At 38.1% G+C, this 22,563-nt stretch carries 27 protein-coding genes; 2 read left to right on the forward strand and 25 right to left on the reverse strand.

Annotation, left to right across the window (positions count from 1 at the left end; all coding sequences use genetic code 11):
- Positions 1-2: 2 nt before the first annotated feature.
- Genes rsfS through C7Y47_RS11595 form a run of 8 tightly spaced genes read right to left on the reverse strand, consistent with a single transcriptional unit; the run spans position 3 to position 5,093 of the window.
- On the reverse strand, positions 3-347 hold the full coding sequence (rsfS, locus tag C7Y47_RS11560; protein ID WP_142508930.1) for a ribosome silencing factor: 345 nt from the start codon (positions 345-347) through the stop codon (positions 3-5).
- Positions 344-916, reverse strand: coding sequence for a bis(5'-nucleosyl)-tetraphosphatase (symmetrical) YqeK (yqeK, locus tag C7Y47_RS11565; protein WP_142508931.1), 573 nt, complete (start codon positions 914-916; stop codon positions 344-346). Before yqeK ends, rsfS begins: the two co-directional genes overlap by 4 nt.
- A complete protein-coding gene (locus C7Y47_RS11570; RefSeq protein ID WP_142508932.1) occupies positions 885-1,475 on the reverse strand; it encodes a nicotinate-nucleotide adenylyltransferase in 591 nt (196 codons plus the stop codon). Before C7Y47_RS11570 ends, yqeK begins: the two co-directional genes overlap by 32 nt.
- A 9-nt stretch (positions 1,476-1,484) precedes the next feature.
- Entirely contained in the window at positions 1,485-1,787 is a 303-nt protein-coding gene (gene yhbY, locus C7Y47_RS11575) for a ribosome assembly RNA-binding protein YhbY (RefSeq protein WP_132356910.1), read from the reverse strand.
- Positions 1,788-1,792: 5 nt separating this feature from the next.
- A complete protein-coding gene (gene aroE / locus C7Y47_RS11580) occupies positions 1,793-2,623 on the reverse strand; it encodes a shikimate dehydrogenase (RefSeq protein ID WP_142508933.1) in 831 nt (276 codons plus the stop codon).
- 29 nt (positions 2,624-2,652) lie between these two features.
- Complete coding sequence (yqeH, locus tag C7Y47_RS11585) at positions 2,653-3,756, reverse strand: ribosome biogenesis GTPase YqeH (protein WP_142508934.1); 1,104 nt, start codon at positions 3,754-3,756, stop codon at positions 2,653-2,655.
- Entirely contained in the window at positions 3,753-4,274 is a 522-nt protein-coding gene (locus tag C7Y47_RS11590) for a YqeG family HAD IIIA-type phosphatase (protein ID WP_049667747.1), read from the reverse strand. Before C7Y47_RS11590 ends, yqeH begins: the two co-directional genes overlap by 4 nt.
- A gap of 36 nt (positions 4,275-4,310) precedes the next feature.
- A complete protein-coding gene (locus tag C7Y47_RS11595) occupies positions 4,311-5,093 on the reverse strand; it encodes a phosphatidylserine decarboxylase (RefSeq protein WP_142508935.1) in 783 nt (260 codons plus the stop codon).
- 136 nt (positions 5,094-5,229) lie between these two features.
- Between C7Y47_RS11595 and pssA the strand changes: the two genes are divergently transcribed.
- Together pssA and sigK are read left to right on the forward strand one after the other, a co-directional pair.
- Positions 5,230-5,730, forward strand: a complete 501-nt coding sequence (gene pssA, locus C7Y47_RS11600; protein ID WP_142509087.1) for a CDP-diacylglycerol--serine O-phosphatidyltransferase — start codon at positions 5,230-5,232, stop codon at positions 5,728-5,730.
- Between the two features lie 87 nt (positions 5,731-5,817).
- Positions 5,818-6,525, forward strand: a complete 708-nt coding sequence (gene sigK, locus C7Y47_RS11605) for an RNA polymerase sporulation sigma factor SigK (RefSeq protein WP_053484741.1) — start codon at positions 5,818-5,820, stop codon at positions 6,523-6,525.
- A gap of 746 nt (positions 6,526-7,271) precedes the next feature.
- Here the strand turns inward: sigK and mtnN are convergent.
- The 17 genes from mtnN to ruvX form a co-directional block, all read right to left on the reverse strand.
- The gene (mtnN, locus tag C7Y47_RS11615; RefSeq protein WP_142508936.1) at positions 7,272-7,964 is read right to left on the reverse strand and encodes a 5'-methylthioadenosine/S-adenosylhomocysteine nucleosidase; all 693 of its coding nucleotides are present in this window, start codon (positions 7,962-7,964) and stop codon (positions 7,272-7,274) included.
- A 61-nt stretch (positions 7,965-8,025) separates the two neighbouring features.
- Positions 8,026-8,679, reverse strand: coding sequence for a YrrS family protein (locus tag C7Y47_RS11620; RefSeq protein ID WP_142508937.1), 654 nt, complete (start codon positions 8,677-8,679; stop codon positions 8,026-8,028).
- Between the two features lie 220 nt (positions 8,680-8,899).
- Positions 8,900-9,388 carry a transcription elongation factor GreA gene (greA, locus tag C7Y47_RS11625; protein WP_049667741.1) on the reverse strand — a complete coding sequence of 163 codons (489 nt, stop codon included), beginning with the start codon at positions 9,386-9,388 and terminating at the stop codon, positions 8,900-8,902.
- A 187-nt stretch (positions 9,389-9,575) separates the two neighbouring features.
- A complete protein-coding gene (gene udk / locus C7Y47_RS11630; protein WP_142508938.1) occupies positions 9,576-10,214 on the reverse strand; it encodes a uridine kinase in 639 nt (212 codons plus the stop codon).
- On the reverse strand, positions 10,214-11,494 hold the full coding sequence (locus tag C7Y47_RS11635) for a peptidase U32 family protein (protein WP_142508939.1): 1,281 nt from the start codon (positions 11,492-11,494) through the stop codon (positions 10,214-10,216). The genes udk and C7Y47_RS11635 overlap by 1 nt, the downstream gene beginning before the upstream one ends.
- A 14-nt stretch (positions 11,495-11,508) precedes the next feature.
- Positions 11,509-12,441 (reverse strand): peptidase U32 family protein, encoded by a 933-nt coding sequence (locus tag C7Y47_RS11640; RefSeq protein ID WP_142508940.1) that lies wholly within the window; start codon positions 12,439-12,441, stop codon positions 11,509-11,511.
- A 5-nt stretch (positions 12,442-12,446) separates the two neighbouring features.
- Complete coding sequence (locus C7Y47_RS11645) at positions 12,447-13,079, reverse strand: O-methyltransferase (protein ID WP_142508941.1); 633 nt, start codon at positions 13,077-13,079, stop codon at positions 12,447-12,449.
- A gap of 550 nt (positions 13,080-13,629) precedes the next feature.
- Positions 13,630-14,757: an endolytic transglycosylase MltG gene (gene mltG / locus C7Y47_RS11650; RefSeq protein WP_142508942.1), complete on the reverse strand. Its 1,128-nt coding sequence runs from the start codon at positions 14,755-14,757 to the stop codon at positions 13,630-13,632.
- Positions 14,758-15,155: 398 nt separating this feature from the next.
- Positions 15,156-15,848 (reverse strand): acyl-CoA dehydrogenase family protein, encoded by a 693-nt coding sequence (locus tag C7Y47_RS11655; RefSeq protein ID WP_255505148.1) that lies wholly within the window; start codon positions 15,846-15,848, stop codon positions 15,156-15,158.
- Positions 15,848-17,191, reverse strand: coding sequence for an LLM class flavin-dependent oxidoreductase (locus C7Y47_RS11660; protein ID WP_142508943.1), 1,344 nt, complete (start codon positions 17,189-17,191; stop codon positions 15,848-15,850). Before C7Y47_RS11660 ends, C7Y47_RS11655 begins: the two co-directional genes overlap by 1 nt.
- Positions 17,192-17,279: 88 nt before the next feature.
- Positions 17,280-18,116, reverse strand: a complete 837-nt coding sequence (locus C7Y47_RS11665) for a MetQ/NlpA family ABC transporter substrate-binding protein (protein WP_142508944.1) — start codon at positions 18,114-18,116, stop codon at positions 17,280-17,282.
- Positions 18,117-18,130: 14 nt separating this feature from the next.
- Complete coding sequence (locus C7Y47_RS11670) at positions 18,131-18,784, reverse strand: methionine ABC transporter permease (RefSeq protein WP_142508945.1); 654 nt, start codon at positions 18,782-18,784, stop codon at positions 18,131-18,133.
- Positions 18,726-19,805, reverse strand: coding sequence for a methionine ABC transporter ATP-binding protein (locus C7Y47_RS11675; protein WP_142508946.1), 1,080 nt, complete (start codon positions 19,803-19,805; stop codon positions 18,726-18,728). Before C7Y47_RS11675 ends, C7Y47_RS11670 begins: the two co-directional genes overlap by 59 nt.
- 235 nt (positions 19,806-20,040) lie before the next feature.
- A complete protein-coding gene (locus C7Y47_RS11680; RefSeq protein WP_255505150.1) occupies positions 20,041-20,805 on the reverse strand; it encodes a MetQ/NlpA family ABC transporter substrate-binding protein in 765 nt (254 codons plus the stop codon).
- 319 nt (positions 20,806-21,124) lie between these two features.
- The gene (locus C7Y47_RS11685) at positions 21,125-21,652 is read right to left on the reverse strand and encodes a DUF1292 domain-containing protein (RefSeq protein WP_142508948.1); all 528 of its coding nucleotides are present in this window, start codon (positions 21,650-21,652) and stop codon (positions 21,125-21,127) included.
- 166 nt (positions 21,653-21,818) lie between these two features.
- Positions 21,819-22,127, reverse strand: coding sequence for a DUF1292 domain-containing protein (locus tag C7Y47_RS11690; protein WP_132356923.1), 309 nt, complete (start codon positions 22,125-22,127; stop codon positions 21,819-21,821).
- Between the two features lie 18 nt (positions 22,128-22,145).
- Positions 22,146-22,562: a Holliday junction resolvase RuvX gene (gene ruvX / locus C7Y47_RS11695; protein WP_142508949.1), complete on the reverse strand. Its 417-nt coding sequence runs from the start codon at positions 22,560-22,562 to the stop codon at positions 22,146-22,148.
- Position 22,563: the final 1 nt, after the last annotated feature.

Below are 22,563 nucleotides of genomic sequence, written 5' to 3' on the forward strand. Positions count from 1 at the left end.
ACTTAAGCCTCTGGCATGTCTAGTTGCGGTGCATCGCCCCATAGACGTTCTAAATTATAATAAGCACGTTCATCTTTATGGAATACATGCGCTACAACATCTCCAAGATCCACAAGAACCCAGCGTGCTCCATCGAAGCCTTCTACACGACGAATTTCATAGCCCTCTTTTACTGCTACCTCTTGTAATTCACGTGCGATTGCTTGCACTTGGCGGTCAGAATTACCATGAGCAATAATAAAGTAATCTGCTAAAAGTGAAATACCTTCCATATTTAAAACGACAATATCCTCACCATGTTTGTCGTCAATTGCTTTGTAAGCTGCTTGTAATAAAGTTGAAGTCATCCTTCACTGTCCTCTCTTTTCATCATATCGTTGTAACATTCTATTGATAATGGATAAATTGGTTGTTTTGTGTCAATTAAAAATGCCAATGTATGGCGCACACAAGCACTCATCGCTTTATCCAAATTTTTCTTTGCTTTTTTTCGCAGTCGATCAACACCATCAAATTTACGATTAGGTTCTATCATATCTGCAACAAAAATAATTTTTTCTAGACGGCTCATCCCCACGCGTCCTGTAGTATGAAAACGAATAGCATTTAACATATCCTCATCCGTAATGCCAAATTCGCTTTCTGCAATATATGCACCTACTGGACCATGCAGTAATTCACTACCCCAGCCAATAAGGCGAGCATCTAATTTTTCATCACAGACGATTTTCTCCATCCATTCGATATCTGCATATTTCGCAATATCGTGAAGGATGGCAGCGATCTCAGCCTTTTTTTCATCCTCGCCATATAATGTTGCTAGCTCAATGGCTGTTTCCATTACACCAATGGTATGAATATAGCGCTTCTCAGGCATGCGTGGCTTAATCGCCGCTAAGTACTGTTCGCGTTCCATATAGACCTTCCTCTCGTATGAACGTCTCTACCGCTTCAGGCAGTAAAAAAGTAACCGTTCCTCCAGTGGCAAGTCGTTCACGAATCAGTGTGGACGATAAATCGATTTGGGGAGCTTCCACCATTACTATAGGATACTCTGTAGTGGCCACTGTTCCTGGACGCTTTACTCCTACAAATTGCACAAGCTTCACTAATTCATCAATACAATACCATGTATGAAGCGAATCAATCATGTCGCCTCCAATGATAAAGTAAAACTTCACATTAGGCTCTCTTATACACATCGCAGAAAGTGTCTTATATGAATAGGATACGCCACCCTTCTCCACCTCATACGACTCCACAGAAAAATACGGATATGGACTTATTGCACGCTTTACCATTTCAAGGCGTCCCTTATCGCTAGCATCATGACGTGCGAACTTATGTGGTGGCAACGCATTAGGCATAAAGCGAACTTCATCTAGATCTAATGCATGTAGTACTTCATTAGCCATCATTAAATGTCCATTATGTGGTGGATTAAATGTACCTCCCAGTAAACCGACCTTTTTCATCGTCTCACCTTATTTCGTTGCTTTTGGTAATGCAATCTTTTTATGATTGCGTGACTCTTTATATAAAACAACTGTCAGTCCAATTAATTGCACAAGCTCTGCATGAGCACCTTTAGCAAGTGCTTCTGCAACTTCATGTTTATCGTCTTCACAGTTATCTAAAATACGTACCTTGATCAACTCTCGTACTTCTAATGCTTCACGGATTTGCTTTGTCATTTCGTCATTAACGCCGCCTTTTCCTACTTGGAAAATCGGTGTTAAATGGTGTGCTTCAGCACGTAAAAAACGTTTTTGTTTACCTGTTAACATAAAAATTAATTTCCTCCTAATTGCGCCTTTAATTGCGCAATCATTGAATTTGTATTTGGGTATTCACCAAGCCAATGCTCAAAAGCAATAGCCCCTTGATGAACGAACATTCCAAGACCCGTAACGACGGTTGCTCCTTTTTCCTCAGCCGCTTTTAAAAAAGGCGTCATTAATGGATTATACACAATATCGGCCACAATTGCGCCTTTTGCAAGTCGTTCTAATGAAAATGGCATTAAAAAATTACCCGTAGCAAGTCCAGCCGATGTCATTTGCACTAAAATGCCGAAATCAGCTAATAATTCCTCAGCCTCCGCTAAAGAAATGGCATAACCTACACCCATTTCATCGACAATTGCTTGGGCATTTGCTACTGTACGGTTTGCAATGGTTAAATTCGTATAACCTTGCTGTTGCATGGCAAAAGCAATACCACGAGCAGCACCGCCCGCACCAATTAGAAGAACTGGCTGGTCTTTATGTGACTTACCAACCGCTTCTTCTAGCGAACGTACAAAACCAACACCGTCAGTATTGTATCCCTTTAATCTTCCTTCTTTTGTTCGGACAACCGTATTGACAGCTCCCATTTTTTTTGCCAACTCATCTAGCTCATCTAAATAAGGAATGATCGCTGTTTTATGTGGGATTGTAATATTCCAGCCACTAGCACCTAATGTTTTCAGGCCAGCAACCGCTGACTCCAAATTTTCAGAAGATACATGTACTGGAATATACGTTGCATCTATCGACATTTCCTCGAACCAAGCATTATGCATCGCTGGGGATTTTGAATGCTCAATCGGATCACCCATAACCGCAAACCATTTCTTCATTTCCTAATCCCTCTTCTCTACTTATACTCCTAAATTAGTGATGGGCGAATTGAAACTTGTACACCCTTTGGAGCATAAGCTGCAACAACTACATTGGCATGCTGCACAGTAATCCATCCAAGACCAGAGAAGACAACATCTGTTTTCGCTTCTTTAATAGAGAACTCATGACGCACTAATGGCGGTAGCTGTTCTATAAATTCAGCAGTTGGAGGTGCCAGCAATTCACCCTTATGCTCTGCATACAATGTATCTGCCTTCTCAAGCTTTGTTCGGTGTATTGGCAAGTCATTTGCCACGTGTACCGTAAATGCCGAACGTTCTCCTTGAATAAAGTCAAAACGAGCAAGGGCGCCAATAAATAATGTTTGTCCAGCATTTTGTTGATACACTTTTGGCTTTATTTCTTTTTTAGGCATAATATATTTTAATTCGCTAGCGTCAATATGGTGTGCCATCTGATGGTGATTAATAATTCCCGGTGTATCATATAATGCACTACCATCATCTAATGGAATTTCAATCATATCTAAAGTGGTACCTGGGAAATGAGAAGTTGTAATAATCTCACCTTCACCTGTAGCCTGCTTGATAATGCGATTAATGAACGTGGATTTCCCAACATTTGTACAACCTACAACGTACACATTTTGTCCATTGCGGTACTCCTCAATGGCTTCCATTGCTTCGGCCATCCCTATACCTTTATGGGCACTCACTAAAAGTACATCTACAGGTTGTAGACCCAGAGCCTTTGCTTCACGTTTTAGCCAATTAATCACTTTTTTCGGTTTCACAGATTTCGGTAATAAATCGGCTTTGTTCGCGATTAATAACACAGGATTTTTACCTACGAAGCGGTGAAGTCCTGGTAGCCAGCTCCCATTGAAGTCAAATATATCAACAATTTTTACGATTAAGCCTTGCTGTGTTCCAAGACCATTTAATATGCGTAAAAAGTCGTCATCTGTTAATGACACTGGTTGAATTTCATTATAATTTTTCAAACGGAAGCAACGTTGGCAAATGACCACGTCTTTTTCTAATGATGATGGGGGTGCATACCCAACTGCTGTTTTATCTTCTGTTTGAATTGTTGTACCACAGCCAATACAATTTGGCATTTCGTTCATTCTTTTTCCTCCCAAGTACTGATTCCTTTTCGTTTTAAATTATTGAACACACGACGTTCAATAAATCGGTTGAATTTTGTTACGAGCCCATCTGATTGTGCAACTGGTTTTACTAGTACCGTATGCAAACCTAAGCGATTTGCGCCCATTACATCTGTTAGTAGCTGGTCTCCTACCATTACTACCTCCTGTGGTCGTAGCCCTAATTGAACAATTGCACTATAAAAGGCATTACGAAGTGGCTTTCTCGCCTTATGAATATAAGGAATACCTAATGGCTCAGCAAATTGCTTAACACGCGCCTCTTTGTTATTCGACGCAATAATTACACGAATGCCTGATTCTTTCATAATGCGCAGCCAAATAATAAGCTCTTCCGTTGCATCTGCACGGTCCCATTCCACAAGCGTATTATCTAAATCCGTAATAATCCCTTTAATACCTAAGTCTTGAAGCTTTTCCGGTGTAATTTCATAAATACTCGTGACAAATTCATCTGGTAATAAAAAATTATACAAAATAGCGACCCCTAATCTAAACGTATTATTCGACCATTATAGCATATTTGCGAAGGCTTCACCCATTCGAATTGGGCTTCCTTGTACAACATTTTCCGTAAATTCTATAGCATCCTTTTCAAACAGCATAACTACTGTTGAGCCGAATGAAAAATATCCGACTTCTTCACCCTTATGCCACTTTGTTGTTGTATTAGTGAGCATAATAGAGTTTACAAAGGTAGCACCAACTTTAATAAACGCTATTTGCTGATCATTCGCCACTTTAAGCTCTGTTACTGAACGATAATTGTGTGAAATAGGTTTTTTACCGTATGTAAGACCGAGCTGGTTAACAGGAAAAGATTTTTGACCAAGTGTATATTGTCTTAGCACTTCCCCATCAATCGGGCTATGAATACGGTGATAATCTGCAGGACTCAAGTAAAACACGATAAAATGTCCATCTGCATATTGTGAAGCACGTTCTACATTGCCGAGTAAATCATGTAAAGCATAAGGCTTACCCTTTACATGAAATGTCATATCCCATTCGATACGTCCGAAGGATTCCACTTTGGCATCCACTGGACTTACATAAGTAGTGGGATTTTGTTCAATTGGACGTGCATCTTTTAAAAGCTCTCTTGTAAAAAAATCATGTAAACTTGAAAATTGTTGTTGTTGTTTTGAAACTTCTTCAAGATTAATGTCGTATACTTTCATATAACTAGGAATAATTCGTTTACTCCACTTTGCTTTTGCAATAGATTGCAAAAGATGGGAGGATTGCTTGCCATTTGTTAATTCAATCAAGTGTTGATATAGTTTTTCTTTCATAAAACAAAACCCCTATCGATTAATTTAGACTGTCAATTTTTTCGCATTCGAAGTATAATGGTACAATATCTTAAGTGCAAAGGAGTGATCCCCCTTGTTTTTTTATCACAAGTTGGTGGATACCACGGTTAAGAAAATGAAATCGCAAGCAGCAAACTTTATCACAATCAGTAATATGTCCTTCGGCGGCGCGGCCATCATGGCTACACTACACGAATACTATAGCTACAGTGTCTTGTTTATCTTTATTGCAGCCCTTCTTGATCGTTATGATGGAAAGGTAGCTAGAGCACTCGGACAAGTGTCTGATCTAGGTAAACAATTAGATTCTATGAGTGATATTATATCATTTGGTGTGGCGCCTGCATTATTAATGTATAAAGTTGTCTTAGTCGACTTTGGTTTCGTCGGCATGACGATGACAGTACTATACATCATCTGCGGTGCGATGAGATTGGCTCGTTTCAATATTACTGAAGCAAACGGCTATTTTACAGGGTTACCAATTACAGCTGCAGGTACGATCTTAACTTTAACGTATTTTGCATCTAATACGTTCCACCCGGCATTTTATCTTTTCCTATTCCCAATACTAGCATTACTAATGATTAGTACAATCTCGTTAAAAAAAGTGTAACAGCGCATTTGCTGTTGCACTTTTTTTCATTTAACACAGTTTTATAACATATACTGTCGAAAAATGGGGAAAGGATGAAATCATTCAATGAGCGGAATTTTTACATCTATGTTGCAGTTATGGCTTGAGATCCCAGCGTTACTTGGCTATTTAAAGGGGCAAACATTCCATAAACCCTTTTCAAAAGAAGAGGAAGCTGCTTGTATTGAACGATTTTTAGGCGGTGATGAGCAAGCGCGTCTTGATCTAATTGAACGCAATATGAGGCTCGTCGCACACGTTGTGAAAAAATTCCACCCAAAGCATGAACAACTTGATGATTATATTTCCATTGGTACTATTGGTCTGATGAAAGCCGTTGAAAGTTATACTCCTGACAAAAAAACCCGTCTTGCCACTTATGCCGCCCGTTGTATCGAAAATGAAATTTTAATGCATCTACGTACACAGAAAAAAGTGCAAAAAGATGTTAGCTTATTTGAGCCAATCGGTACAGATAAAGATGGTAATGCACTACAAATCCGAGATCTCTTACAATGCGATGAAGAAAGTGCAACAGAAAAACTTGAACATAAAGAGCATGTTGCACAACTATATCATTATTTGCATATGCTTGACGAACGTGAACTGGAAATCGTTACACTCCGCTATGGTCTAAACCAGCAAGATGCACTTACACAAAAAGAAATCGCTGCACGTTTAAATATTTCTCGTAGTTATGTATCTCGCATTGAAAAGCGAGCACTTATTAAACTCTATCAATTATATAAACGAGATCAAAAGATAATTGAGTAATATATTGTAAATTGATACTTATAAAATTTCAACAATCTTATTACTTTATTCTGCAATTAATCTTGTATTTTTTGTTACAAAAGTACCCCTTTGGCAAATCACCATAACGTAAAGTTGATTTCCATTCCAACTGAACGCTCTCTCGGGGGCGTCTGATGAGCCACTTGGGGTAATAGGATGTTATTGTGCGAAACGAAGCGACAACAACAACTACAACATGTTTTGTTTGTACGAAAGTGAAGCGGCAGCAACAACAACAGGAGGTTAATCACAGAGGCGTTGTCACAAGACAAAATGTTTTAGACTTTGTTCCCCTACCTGCGCGATCCAAGGTCTTATCTGTGACGTTAATCCCTAAAGAGTCGCCCAGCCTCCACTCCAATCACTTATATATAAAGCATACGTTTTTCACCAAACATCACCTCTAGCTTTTAGTAATAAGCCAATTCTTAGAAAGTTTGGGTAACTAATGAAGCAAAAAAATCTCTTGCGATTGAAAATCGCAAGAGATTTTTTTATTCTGCAGACTCTGATAGTTCTACTGAAATAAGTGTACCGAGTAACATTGTTATAATAACTGCACCTGCTGTTAAAAATAGCATTATGAATGCCTCCCATCTAGATATGAAGAGATTTATTTAACAACAGTTTAGCATTAGTGAAACCTGTAAACTGTGATTTTTCTCACACTAAAAGCCACTCATTTTGACTATTTTGTGTAGTTTATTTCACTAAATTATTAGACTCTATAATGATTCGATAGCTTTTAGTACGATTTGCGTTGAATGTTCTGCAGCTACTGGTAAAAACTCATCGAAGCTAAGATTCGATTCTTTTCCAGCAATATCTGATAAAGCACGAATAACAACAAATGGAGTACCAAATTGATAACATACTTGTGCAACTGCAGCTGCTTCCATCTCCACTGCCTTCATTTGCGGGAAATGACGACGGACAGCTTCTACACGAACAGGATCATTCATAAAGGCATCTCCTGAGCAAATTAAACCAATACCATATTGGTGCTCTCCAACAGCCTTTACGGCCTCTTCAGCAACTTTCATAAGTTTTTCATCCGATTTATAAGCTGCTGGCATTCCTGCCATCTGACCCATTTCATAACCGAAAATCGTTACATCTACATCATGATGACGAACTTCATCTGAAATAACGACTGCGCCAACTTCAAGAGTTTCATCATAGCCTCCGGCAGAGCCCGTATTAATGACTACGTCAGGCTTGAATTCATGTAATAGAATAGTAGTTGACATTGCGGCATTCACTTTACCAATACCACTTTTTAGCAAAACTACCTCTTTCCCTTTATAAGTTCCTGTTGTATACTCACTGCCTGCGATTGTTGTGCTTTTTGCTTGCTCTAATGATGCTCGTAAAAGCTCTACTTCCTCTTCCATTGCGCCGATTACTGCAATTTTCATTTCTCTGTTACTTCCCTTCTTTATTCAACTCTATTAAAAATAATAAAACGAATCATTTTCGTCAATAGGCGCCGTTTAATGTATTTAGTTGTTCAAGTTTTACTGGTGTCCAGCCTTCGTTGTCAACCCATTCCATGCTAACACGATACATATTTGTCTTATCATTCGTTGAAACTGTTGCAATAGCCGAATTAGCGCTACCATTGTTCCCCATACGCCAGATAATCATATTGTCCTTTTCGATGCCTGTAACGGCCGCAACTGTTGCTACCTTTTCAGCCCAGTCTACGGATTTTTCATCGTAAGAAGACACATGCTGACCTGATTGTGTTGTTGGTGTAGGTTCCCAATTTTTATTTGTTATGACCTTGTCAACAATTGGGTTGTCTGAAGTAGTTTCAGTAGTAGAGTCCTGTTCAGATGGTTGAGATTCTTTTGTTGGCTCTTCCTTTGCTGGTTTTTCCTCCTGAGCTGATTCATCATTTTTTTGCTCTTTAGAAGGCTCTTCCTTCACATCTTTTTTATCGTTCTTCTGCTCCTGTATTGGCTCGTCTTTCTCAGCTTTTCCTGCATCATCCTGCCATTTAAACACAAATGTTGCTGTTATAATAATTAATATCACGACAATACCAATTAAAACATTCAATAGTTTATCTAGCTTTTTATTACGAGATGGCTGCAAATGACGACTGCTTCGAGTTTTTCGTTCACTCATGAAGTCTCCCCCTCTCTAGCCAATATTCTATCAAGTTCAACAGTACTTGCAAAATAATTGTGCTCATATATTTTTTCAGAGAGAAAAATATAAAAGTTTTTTCCCTTGATTTAAATATTTACATAGATGTTTAAATCAAGATCAATTTCCCATAGACAATGCAGAAGATAAAAGCAGCTAGCTCTCCTTTGTAAAGATAAGCTAACTGCTTGTACCAAAATTATTTTATTGAAATAATTTTAACTTTCATTTCACCACCAGGTGTTTGTACGACAACTTCTTCGCCCTCAGCACGGCCTAGTAAGCCTTTAGCAATTGGTGATTCATTTGAAATACGGAATTCCATAGGATCTGCCTCAGCCGAACCAACAATTGTATACGATTCCTCATCTGTTGATGGTTTCCCATTAATAACTTCTACAAATGTAACCGTTTTCCCTAGTGATACTACACTGTTGTCTGTTTCGTCCTCAGAAATAATAACTGCGTTACGAATCATAGATTTTAATGTAGAAATTCGACCTTCTAAAAAGGCTTGTTCTTCTTTTGCAGAATCATACTCAGCATTTTCAGAAAGATCCCCGAAATCACGAGCGATTTTAATACGTTCTACGATTTCCTTACGTGTTTCTGTTTCTAATTTTACTAATTCTTCTTCTAATTTTCTTTTACCTTCAGCTGTCATTGGGTACTGTTTTTCATTTGCCAAAGTTCTTCACTCCTTGTTTTCGTCAATATAAAAACATAAAACTCGATTAAGTGGCCTAGTGAATGCACTTAATCGAATTTTATTATTTTTAAACGGTTTCAAATTACTCTTTGACCTAATAGTATGCATGCCTTTCTGAAATATGTACAGATATGCATGTAAATATTGTCAATACCACTCTATCTTATTACAATACGTTGTCAGTTTCAAGGATAGTTTTAATCTTAGTTACCATTAAATCAATCGCAACCTCATTATCCCCGCCTTCTGGAATAATAATATCAGCATAACGTTTCGTCGGTTCAATAAATAGATTATGCATTGGACGCACTGCCGATAAATATTGGTCGATTACAGAATCTGTTGTACGTCCGCGCTCTTTTATATCACGCATTATACGACGAATAATACGTAAATCTGAGTCCGTATCTACAAATAATTTAATGTCCATTAAATCACGTAAATCTGCATCTTCTAACACTAAAATACCTTCTAGTATAATAACATCTACAGGCTCTACATGAATAACTTCTTTTGCTCTTGTATGCTGTACATAATCATATACTGGCTTTTTAATTGATTGACGGACCAATAATTTTTTTATGTGCGCAATTAACAAATCGTTATCAAACGCTAACGGATGGTCATAGTTTGTACCTAAACGTTCCTCAAACGTTAAATGACTTTGGTCTTTATAATAAAAATCTTGTTCAATTACTACTACTGAATGATCGCGGAAAACATCATAAATAGCACGGGTCACACTCGTTTTTCCCGAACATGAACCACCAGCAATTCCGATGACGACTGGACGCTTTGCTACCATTAATTATTCTCCTTTCGCATCATGTTATGTGGTTTTAATGGTGTATCACATTTAAATTTAACAATTTGTAATGGGTGACGTGCAGCATCTAAGCTATTGCCATCCTCATCCCAAATTTCACCCATTGTAAAACGGAAATTTTCAATTTCCGGTCCAAAGAATTCTACCTCATCGCCTGGTTTAAAATAGTTCCGTTGTTGCATTGTCACAATTTTCGTTTCAGGGTCATGCTCTAAAATTAAACCAGCAAACTCATAAGTCGTTTTACGGCCGTGTACACCAAACATTTGCTCCTCGTGGCCAGGGGCATCATGGAAGAATGCTTCAGCAGTATCACGGTTAGCACATTTGTCTAGTTCTTCTAGCCAATTACGTTTAATTTTAAAATTTTCAGGGTCAGCACAATAAGCGTCAATCACTTTGCGGTACACTGAAATAACTGTAGCAACATAGTGAATTGATTTCATACGACCTTCTACTTTTAATGAATCAATACCAAGCTCAATCATATGTGGAATTGCTTCAATCAGCTTTAAGTCTTTCGGACTCATTGCAAAAGATGCGTGATTCTCATCGAAAAGTGCCTTTTCTTCGCCATCTTCTAGCTCATATAAATCATAGTCCCAGCGGCAAGATTGACAGCAACCACCACGGTTAGAGTCGCGAGCAGTCATGTGATTTGAAAGTACACAGCGACCAGAATAGGCGATACACATTGCTCCATGAACGAATGCCTCAATTTCAATATCGACTTTTTCCTTCATCAGCTTCATTTCTTCGCCGCCTACTTCACGTGCTAATACTACACGATGTAAGCCTTCTTCTTTCCAATACTGTACTGCCTTCCAGTTCGATAAAGATTGCTGTGTAGAAAGGTGAATTTCAAGCTTTGGTGCAGCTGTACGGCATGTTTCAATGATTAGTGGATCCGCTACAATAATACCTGTAACACCCGCAGATTCAATATCTTGTAAATATTGCTCTAAGCCGTCCATATTTTCATTGTGGGCAAAAATATTTGTCGTAACATATATTTTTGCACCATATTTATTGGCGAATTCAACACCTTCGCGCATTTCTTCAATTGAGAAGTTATCTGCGTTTGAACGTAGACCGAACTCTCGTCCACCAATAAATACAGCATCCGCTCCATAATGAACTGCTACTTTTAATTTTTCTAAACTACCTGCAGGGGCAAGTAGCTCTGGTTTTTTTGTAATGACACGTTTACCGTCTACAATTTCACGGATTTTGTCATTTTGTTCTAATACTAATGCCATGTTCTTGCCACCTCCTAGTAAACAGTTTCCTTGAAGATAAAGCCAGTATCAAGAGGTCTGATGGCAGGCTGAATATCTTCAATTTTAGCTAATAAATCATCTTTAATATCTTCATACGCATCTTCTGATTCGTCAAAATATGTGTCAATTGCTTGACGATAAGCTTCTGTTACTGTGATCACATATTCTGGCGTTTGAAGAACACCCTCAATTTTCAATGCATCGATGTTACCTTCGAATAATTCGCCAAGTTCATCGATAATGCACATATCGTTTGGGCTAAAAATATGCGTACCGTTAGCATCCTCATAAATTGGATATTTATTATTTCGTTCATCATCATGAAGGAACATATTGCGATTTTCCTTACGATTTTTAATTTCCATTGCTTTATCCTGATATAAGAAATAATGGCCTAGTAATGGACGTTTTGATTGGAACATACATGTCATTCCATGTACTTGAACCTCAATCTCTACTTCTGTATTTTCTTTAATTTCTAGCACTTCATCTAAAGAAAGTTCACGTGAAAGCACTGCGCGAGTTGCTCCGCGTTTTCCCCAATAATTTGCAGTAAACCAGTTCGTTGCAGTCGTTTCCGGATTCCAGTGTAGCGGTATTGTTACACCTTGCTCACGACGGATGATTAATACTGCTGGATCACCATAAATTAAACGGTCGACACCAATACGTTGCATTTCTTTTAAATATTCAGCAAGCGCATCCAATTTTTCATTATGGAATAGCGCATTTACCGCAACATAAACCTTTTTACCCGCTGCATGAATTAGCTTTGTAGCTTCTTCCACTTCACTCACAGAAAATTCTCCTGCTAGGCGCAGACCAAATTGTTGTTCACCAATGACAAAAGCATCTGCTCCAGCTTGTAAAAGTGCTTTAACATGGTCCACCGATTGCGGTGTAACAAGCAATTCAGGTTTTTTCATAATAGTCACCTCTTCAAACATAATAATAAACCATCACCAACTGGTAAAAAAGCACTTGTATAATCAGGGTGCAGCATAATCCATTCGGTGAAGTTTTTTAAATTGCGAATCATTGTACGCTTACGACGCGGTACATCTTTTAAATCCAAATCTGATAGGCCATGCATATACATATTATCGATATACAGAACTCCGCCAGATTTTACAAGAGGCGCATACTTTTCAAAAAAGCGTTGATATTGTCCCTTTGCAGCATCGATAAAAACAGCATCGAAGGTCGTTTGAATTGCTTCATCATTCACTTCTAAGGCGTCACCTTCAATGACTGTAATACGATCTGATACTGTAGAACGTTCAATATAAGCCTTTGCTCTTGCAACACGCTCTGCATCACGTTCGATTGTAACGATTTGCACATTTGGTATAGCCTCTGCCATTCTTATTGCAGAATAACCAATTGCAGTACCAATCTCTAAAATTTTCGACGGATTTTGAATACGTAGCAATTGATTTAGTGCATCAATGCCTGAAAGTTGCATAATCGGTACATGATTCTCCTCCGCAAATGCTTCCATTTCTAAAAGCAATTCATTACGTGGTTGAATAAATGATTGTATATACGCATCTGATAATTCCATTTTTTAGTTCACCCTCATATCAATTATGCCTCGGCATAATCGCCGCTGTCGCTACGCTTTTGCGCAGATAAACAATGCTTCCGGAATCAGCTTTGTACTTAGGCCTGCATGAGGGCCGACACGATGTCGGACATTTCGGTAATGCCACAGGACGTGACGTTTTTACCGAGGCAGGTCAGGTCAGTTAGCCGTTCTCGCATGGATACGATGATTTTAGGCTAACATCCTTTAAGAACTCCACTCCGATTCCGTGACATTCGCCGGAGGCGTAACGAGCAATACTCGTTGTCTGTACTTCATCATTTAGCAACAAAAAGAAAAAGACCAAACGTGATGTCTTGGTACTTCGTCATACAAAAATGAGCAATTGTTTTTATAAGCTCAAAACAATTGCCACCACGTATATTATTCCGCATTAACGGACTGATTGAATTTTTTCCATGCGGATTGATTAAAAATCACAATTTATAATAGCATGAAAATAGAAGGAAAGCTATTCTTCTTTCCTTCTATCCACATTATTGCTATTTATTTTTTCTATTTAAAGTACTTACTCAGCTTTTTTTATATATTTATCTACTTTCAGTAAATGTTCATCATACGTTTTCGAGAAGTGGTTGACACCCTTTTTATCCGCTAAGAAGTATAGATAGTCCGTTTTACTTGGATTAAGCACTGCTTCAATCGAAGTTTTTCCTGCACCCGCAATCGGACCTGGTGGTAAGCCTTTATTTTTGTAAGTATTATAGGCATTATCTACTTCTAAATCTTTATAAAGGACACGGTCTTTATGGGAACCAAGTGCATATAAAACAGTTGGATCTGTTTGTAATGGCATCCCTTGATCGATACGGTTATAGAATACGCTCGCAATCGTTTCTCGATCTGTTTGGGCAGTAGCTTCTCTTTCCAATAATGAAGCAAATGTTAATAATTGATGTACTGACATTTTCTTTTCAGTTAGAGCATCGTTGTAATTTTTCACAACCTTGTCCATTGCTCCTACCATGTCGTCTACAATGGATTCTAATGATGGTTTTTCTTCAAAATAAGAATAAGTTGCAGGGAATAAATAACCCTCTAAATCATATCGAATTTTATCAGCTAAAACCGCATCCGTCACAAGCTCAGGGTATTTATCCTTCATTTGTTGTACAAACGCATCGCTTGTTACTAAGTCCATAAATTCTTTTTGAGTGTAAGGCGTTTTCTTTTCCACTATATTACCAATTTGTTCAAGTGTTAAACCTTCAGGAATTGTCATTGTAAAGACTGGCGTACGATAAACCTTCCCGGTTTTTAAACTTTCGATTAGCTCATCCAATGTCATTGCTTGTGTTAAATCATAGTTTCCTGCTTGGAACTGGGATTCATTTTTAAATTTAGCATAATATTTAAAAACACGAGCATCTTTAATAACCCCTTTTTTCTCTAATAGAGTTGAAATAGAGCTTAAAGTTGAGCCTATCGGTACTTCAACTGCTATTGTTTTAGTTGCATCTGGATCCACTGGTTTTAAAGCACTCTTCACATAACTATAACCAAGTAAACCGACAATCCCTGATATTAAAACAAAAGCAATTGCTACAATAGCAACGATTTTTCTCACAATTTTTACCTCGGATTTTCTTTCTTGCATTTTTGCAAGCATTTCTTGTTTTTTCGAACCGTTATTCACGGGTTTCCCCCCTATCACTCCATTATCATACTAGAAATCAACTTTTACGACAAACAGAAATAGAAAATCAGTAAAAATAGATCACATAAAAAGAGATTCCGACAAAAGAATAAATGTAATAAATCAAAGTTGATTTACAATCAACGAACTAAAATACTAGAGAAAGCTAGATGGATAGCTTGGCATATTAGGAACGGAAAGCCCTTCAGGAGAAAAGCAAAAATCTGCTAACTATATCATTAGCAGATTCAATAATATTCTCTTCATCGCTACAGAAAATAATTGCTGAATGAGGTTAAAGTGATACCTAAAATTGAAAAGCTTCTTGTTTGGCATCGACTAATAAACCATTTGCAAGCTGTGCAATAACCACATCATCAGCTGGAGGATTAAAACGACTACATTGAACGTCTCGAAAAAATCGCTGTAAATTTACTAGCTTTAGATAGGCTTCGTCCCCCAACAACTTGCATTGCTTTTGTTACGGTGTCAATCGCATTGTTACAAATAACATACTTTGCAATACTTACATCTTCAGAAAGGTGATTCTTAATCGCAGGATTTTGTTCTACTTGCGCTGCAATACTATATAATGTTCGCCGTGCTCCCATTTTTTGTTGGACATGGCTTGCGTGAGCGATTGTATTTAGGCTATATGAATAGGTATTTTTAGCAAAATCTATTGCATAATCCTTTACCCCTCGCTCGCTATTTATAATATTTAAGAGAGAACCTTCTTTAACTGCATTATGGCACAATTCCGCAAATATCGGCTCAGGCCACGTCTTCGCCTCACGAACATTTAAAAAAGTTAATAAGTGCCACCCTACAGACAAAGCGGTAGAAGCATATCCTTTTGCTAATTGTTCCTGTACTAGTAACATTTCATAAAGGGAAATTTCCTCACCGCCGTATTTTTTCGGCACCGTTAATTTAAAATAGCCCGCACCCTCTAAGATTTTAAAATGCTCAAACGGAAGCTCCCCACTCTCATCATATTTACCAGCTGTCTTGTCAATTTGTTGTGCCAATTTAAGCGCATATTGAACTAATTGCTGCTCACGTTCATTTCGAATATAAACATCACTCATCAATGAGTCACCTTGCTTTTAGTAAATCTATTTTGTGGTTTTTTCAGCCCTAAATGTTCCCTAAGTGTGGAACCTGTATATTCTTTACGATAAATACCACGCTCTTGTAAAATTGGCACAACCTTGTTCACAAAATCCTCTAAATCACGTGGCAATAACGGAAACTGTAGCATAAAGCCATCTGCCGCTTCTTCTGTAATCCAACGTTCCATCTCATCGGCAATTTGCGTTGGTGTCCCTACAAAAGCATCGCGCTTCGCAGGACCAAAAAGGCGTGCATATAATTCACCGACTTTTAAATTTTCTTTTTTGATAATCTCTAAATGCTCGTAGAAATGACTTTGAATACTATTGACCTTAGGAAAATCCACTTCGATTGCAGGTGTATCTAACGAGTACTTTGTGAAATCAACATTTCCCATATAACCCGAAACAAATTTCAAGCTCTCATATGGGTCAATCAACGCCTGTAATTCATTATACTTACGGATGGCCTCTTCCTCCGTATCACCCACAATTGGCGATATCCCCTGAAACACAAGTAACTCCTCATCAGTGCGCCCAAATGGAGCAAGCTGTGCCTTTAAGTGGCGATAATGCTCCTTGGACTTTTCAATATCGTTCCAATGAACAAAAACGACCTCCGCTGTTCGTGCTGCTAATATTTGCCCTGGTTTTGAAGCACCAGCCTGCACTATAACAGGCTGACCCTGAACGGAACGTGCTATATTCAAAGGACCTTTCACTGATAAATATTTGCCTTTAAAAAATGTCTCATGTACTTTATTGCGATCATAAAAAATATTATTATCACGGTCGTAGACAAAAGCATCATCCTCCCATGAATCCCATAATGACTGCACTACATCGATAAATTCCTCCGCACGTTCGTAGCGATGATCATGCTCCCAATGCTTGTCACGGCTGAAGTTTAAAGCCGTCTCTCCTGTGGCATCTGCTGTTGTTACTAGATTCCAACCGACTCTACCATTACTAATATGATCAACGGACATTAGTTGCCTTGCTAACACATATGGCTCACTATATGTGGTTGATGCAGTTGCCCCAAGCCCAATTTTGGTTGTCGCAGCTGTCAAAGCTGTAATCTGTATAAGAGGATCAAAGCGATTTAAAATATGTGGATGTGATTCATGATTGATCGCTAAACTATCCGCAACAAAGGCAATATCAAACTTGCCCTTTTCAGCAATTTGCGCCGCCTTTTGCAATGCATTAATATCGATGCTTGCATTAACTTTTGCAGACGGATGTTTCCAAGCTGCCACATGCATTCCTGCCCCAATTAAATATAACGCAAGCTTTAACTCCTTTTTCTTAGTCATTTTCTCTCATCTCCCTAAATTTCTCTGTCGCTTTGCCTTCACATAGATTAACAGTACGTTAGGAGGCATTGAGCCAATTTATTGTTGATCAATGCAGATAAGACTCTCTCCATGTAGCTAATTCATCTAATGGTATTTTTACAGGAATATAATTTCCATTAGAAATATCTTTAATGAAATTCGCTGTTTCTTCACGCTGATAGATGTCAACAATTTTTTTCAATGTCTTGTTGTCCTTATCTCCAGGCCTTGCCACGATGACATTAAGAAATGGCTTCGCTGCTTCATTCTCATGAATAATGGCATCTTTCAATAGTAAGCCTGCTTCAACAGCAATCCCATTATTAATGACCGCAAAATCGACATCCTCCATAACCCTCGGTGTAGTCGCACCATCTACCGGTAAAATGTTTAATTTTTTCAGATTATCCTTAATCCGATCCTCTCCACCATTGCCATCAAAACTATCAGTAACCGTCAACAACCCGTATTCTTGTAACAACAATAAAGCTCTACCCCAGTTAGAAGGATCTTTTGGTACAGCAATTTTCGCTCCATCTCTCATCTCATCCAAGGTTTTATATTTTTTTGAGTATAAGCCTATCGGAGCCATAATTGTTGTGCCAATTGCCTGCAAATCTGTTTTGTTATTCGTATTAAATAAATTTAAGTAAGCGACATGCTGAAACGCATTGATATCAACCTCTCCCTCCGCCAATGCTTGGTTCGGGTCATATTGTGCTGAGAATGTCACTAAGTCGAGGCTAATACCTTCCTTAGCAGCCTGTTCTTTTATATACTCCCATGTTTCCAATTCCGAGCTACGGATGCCAACCTTCACAGTCTCTTTTTCATTTGCTTTTGCACAAGCAACTAGTAGGAACAGTAATGCCATAAATCCTAATATATAATTTAGTTTCCTCATCTTAAAATTCTCCTTTATGACACTCTGCGTAATTTTTTCTCAAGACTATTTCCTATACTTTGAATGATTTGTACTAGTACTACTAAAATCACCACTGTTACTAAAATCGTTACATTGTCAAAGCGTTGATAGCCGTAAGTAATGGCCACATCACCAAGGCCACCGCCCCCAACTGCCCCTGCCATTGCAGTCGCTCCAACAAGCCCAATTGTTGCAGTCGTAACACTTAATATTAAAGAGGGGAAGGCTTCCGGTAGCAAAAACTTTTGAATAATTTGAAGCGGAGAGGCACCCATTGCCTTCGCTGCTTCAAGAATGCCTTCATCTACTTCCAATAATGAATTTTCTATTAATCTTGATATATATGGGCCAATATGCAAGACAAGCGGTACAATAGCAGCTGTTGTTCCTATTGCTGTGCCAACGAGCAAGCGTGTAAATGGAATGATAGCAACTAGCAAAATAATGAACGGAATAGAGCGCAGGGTGTTGACGATTGGATTGATGATTGAGAAGATTATTTTATTTTCAAGAATATGCCCTTTTCTCGTCACAACTAAAGTTATCCCTAAAATAAAGCCCAAAATAGCTCCAAAAAATAACGAAATACTAACCATGTACAGCGTATCTAGCACTGCGTCGATAATGATTTGCGAGCTCACCTTCATGTGCAACAACCTCCTCTATTTGAATATCTTTCGTTGAAATAAATTGATGTGCCTTTTCTATTTCTTTGTGTGAGCCAACTAGCTCAACGATTAAATTACCAAAGGGAATCCCTTGTAGCTCTGTAATATTGCCAAACAGTACATTGACATCGACATCAAATTTTTTCGCTACTTGTGAGATAACTGGTTGCCTAACGTCTACACCTATAAATTTCAGGTTATAAATCTTTTTTGATTGATTTATCGTTTTTAATTGCTCGTAGACAGATTGTGGAATGTCATCTCGGACTACCGATTGTACAAAGTTTTTAGTCGTCTCCTCTTGCGGTGCAGAAAAAATTTCAAGTACATTGCCTGTTTCAATAACTCTTCCGTTTTCCATAACAGCTACACGATTGCAAATATCCCTTATGACTTCCATCTCATGCGTAATCATTAAAATGGTAATACCATACTCAATATTTACTCGCTTTAGTAGCTCTAATATAGATTTAGTCGTTTGCGGGTCAAGAGCCGAGGTCGCCTCATCACACAATAGTATTGCTGGCTTTGTGACAAGTGCACGAGCAATGCCCACTCTCTGCTTTTGTCCACCTGACAGCTCATCGATATAGCGTTCGGCTTTGTCCTGTAAACCGACAAACGACAAAACCTCCCTTACTTGACCTTCAATGTTTGATTTTTTTACGCCACTTAATACTAAAGGCATCGCAACATTTTCAAAGACAGTTTTTGAACGAAGAAGATTGAAATGTTGGAAAATCATACCGATATTTTTCTTTTCCTCGCGTAGCTGCTTTTTGCTTAATGTTGTCAGCTCTTTGCCATTCACAAGAACGCGACCAAATGTTGGTTCCTCCAATAAATTTACTGTCCGTATTAATGTACTTTTGCCAGCACCGCTAAAGCCTATAACACCAAAAACATCACCCTTTTGAATCGTTAAATTAATGTTATTTAATGCCGTTACAACGGTTGTTCCTACCTGAAATTCCTTTGTCATTTCGATAAATTCAATCATTCCACGTCTACCTCCTAAGCATTTCATTTAGACTACTCTCGACTTTAAGATCAAATATGCCTCGACATAATTCCGTGACATCCGCCGGAGCTTTAGGCCAACAAATGTTTTTGTAGATAAATTGCCACAGGACGTGGCGTTCTTAGACCGAGTTCCTCTATTTCAGGGATGTAGCTGACGCTTCGCTTTTTCTACAGAAAAAATGGTAACTGCCGTTTTCAATTGCTGAAAAAAGTTAAAATGCTGGAACGACAGCCCCCTTATACTGATTGTCAAAAAAGGTACGTGCCTTTTCGCTTGTTAGCCATTTAACGACTTTTTGAATCGCTGGATCATTTTGTTTTTCTTTTGTCGTCGCAATAATATTGACATATGGCGATTCCGGACCTTCTATAATAAGAGCATCCTTCATAGGATTATAGCCCCCTTCTAAGGCGTAGTTCGTATTAATTGCCGATGCGTCTACATCATCTAATGAACGGGTCAATAACTGAGAATCAACACCGATAAATTGAATATTTTTTTCATTTTTTGTAATATCCTCAACTGTATAATCGTTTTCCTTTGTTTTATCTAATTCAATTAGTCCATTATTTTTAAATAGTAGTAAAGCTCGAGAGAAATTGACGACATCATTTGGGAGGGAAACCTTTGCGTTTTGCGGTAATTCATTAATATTTTTAATTTTTTTGGCGTACACACCAAAGGGTTCAATATGAATTCCTTTTACACTCACTAAATCTAAATGGCTTTCTTTATTCGTTTGTTCTAAAAATGGAATGTGTTGAAAAAAGTTAAAATGTAGTTCACCATCTGCCGTTTGCTGATTTGTTTGAACAGCATCTTTTAAAATGGTAATGTCTAATTTCACACCATCTTTCTCAAGATCCTTTGCTAAATACTCTAGTACTTCCGCATGTGGCACATTGGCTGCCCCCACCTTTAACGTTACTGTTTCATCTTTGCTCGCTTCTCCTTTGTTTGTGCAACCTACCAGCAAACCTATTATGAATACACCAACTAGTAGTCCCCATTGTCCTCATTCGATTTCCCCCTTTTCGAATTAATTATTTTAATTTAAAACAAATCTTATCTGTTTACTCGTAATTGGTCAATGCTTAATATTTAAAAATTCAGATAATATAAAAAGCAGAAAATTCCGTTTTATCTACAAAAACAACTGAATTAGCTCGAAATTACGTAAATTCAGTTTTTGGATAGAATATTTTTACATACGAGATAGAAATTCTTTATTAATACTCTACAAGCTATGTCATAAAAAAACTCCGAGCAGTATTTTACCACTCGGAGAGTTCTAATTATAATTCATTTAATACATCTTCAACAAATGCCCATTCTTCATCTGTTTCAATCGGTAATAATTCATCAATCGTTCCGTCATTTCCAGATACATATTGTGAAGCAAAAATATCTCTTTCCTCTATTGGCTCGTCCGTTGCCAGAACATAAAGTACATAGGATTTACCAAATTGTTCTGATGAAAATGTATGAATAACCTCACAGACCTGATCTGCCCCATCCTCATCTGTTATTGTAAATAGTTGCGGCTCTTCTTCGAATTCGTCTAGAAGTGTCAGGACTACCTCATTAATCATTTCCCATTCTGCATCTGTTTCTACAGGCTGTAAATTTGTCATTTCTCCATTGTTATCATCATAATCAAATGTCATAGCAGAAATGTCTCCAGGAATTTCATTACCATTTTCGTCGATTAATGAAAACAATACATATGATTTTTCATCTGCATCGAAGGTGAAGACAACACGACACTTTTGCTCCTTACCATTTTCCCCTACTATAAGAAATTCTTGCGTTTCCTCGTTCATTCAATGTCCTCCTTTTAACTATGGTTCAAATTTTTAAGCGAGTCCTTAAAAAGATATAATTCTCACCAACTCGTCTTACAACCTCATAGCTTCATTCTTCCTAAAGTAAAAAAGGAACAAGGAGTGCTTGGTGCCATCCTTGTTCCACACTTATAAAGAACGATGATTATTCTTCGTCTTCATCCTCTAAAGCGTTTAATACGTCTTCTACCATATCCCACTCTGCTTCAGTTTCGATTGGTGTTAATTCACCATCTTCACCATTTTCAGATGGAACGAATGAAGATACGAAGATTTCTACAGAGCCATCCTCATCTTCTTCTGCGCCTACCATAGAGTAAAATACGTATGATTTGCCAAATTCAGCTGATTCATGTACGTGAATTACTTCACAAAGCTGTTCGTTTCCGTTCTCGTCAATCACTGTAATGTGTTGTACGTGTAATTCTTCTTCATGGTTATGCTCGTGTGCCATGTGGTGTCACCTCATCAATTAATTTTTGCTATCTAAGTAGCCTTGTAAAATCATCACAGCAGCCATTTTATCAATGACTTGCTTACGCTTTTTACGACTCACGTCTGCTTCGATTAGCATACGCTCAGCAGCCATCGTTGTTAAACGCTCATCCCAAAGCTTGACCGGTAGTGAAAATGTTTCTTCTAAAAGCTTTTTATAGTTTTCAGAAGCCTCACCACGCGGTCCCACCGTATTATTCATGTTTTTCGGGTATCCTACAACAAATTCTGTTATAGCATACTCCTTTACTAACTCGGCTATACGGTCAATGCCGAACTCGCCGTTAGCTTCATCAATTTTTACGGTTTCAATACCTTGGGCTGTCCACCCTAAAGCATCACTAACAGCAACGCCAACGGTTTTTGACCCAACGTCTAATCCCATAATTCTCATT

Origin of the sequence: Lysinibacillus sphaericus (genome assembly GCF_006864135.1) — a bacterium.
Classification (GTDB): Bacteria; Bacillota; Bacilli; order Bacillales_A; family Planococcaceae; genus Lysinibacillus.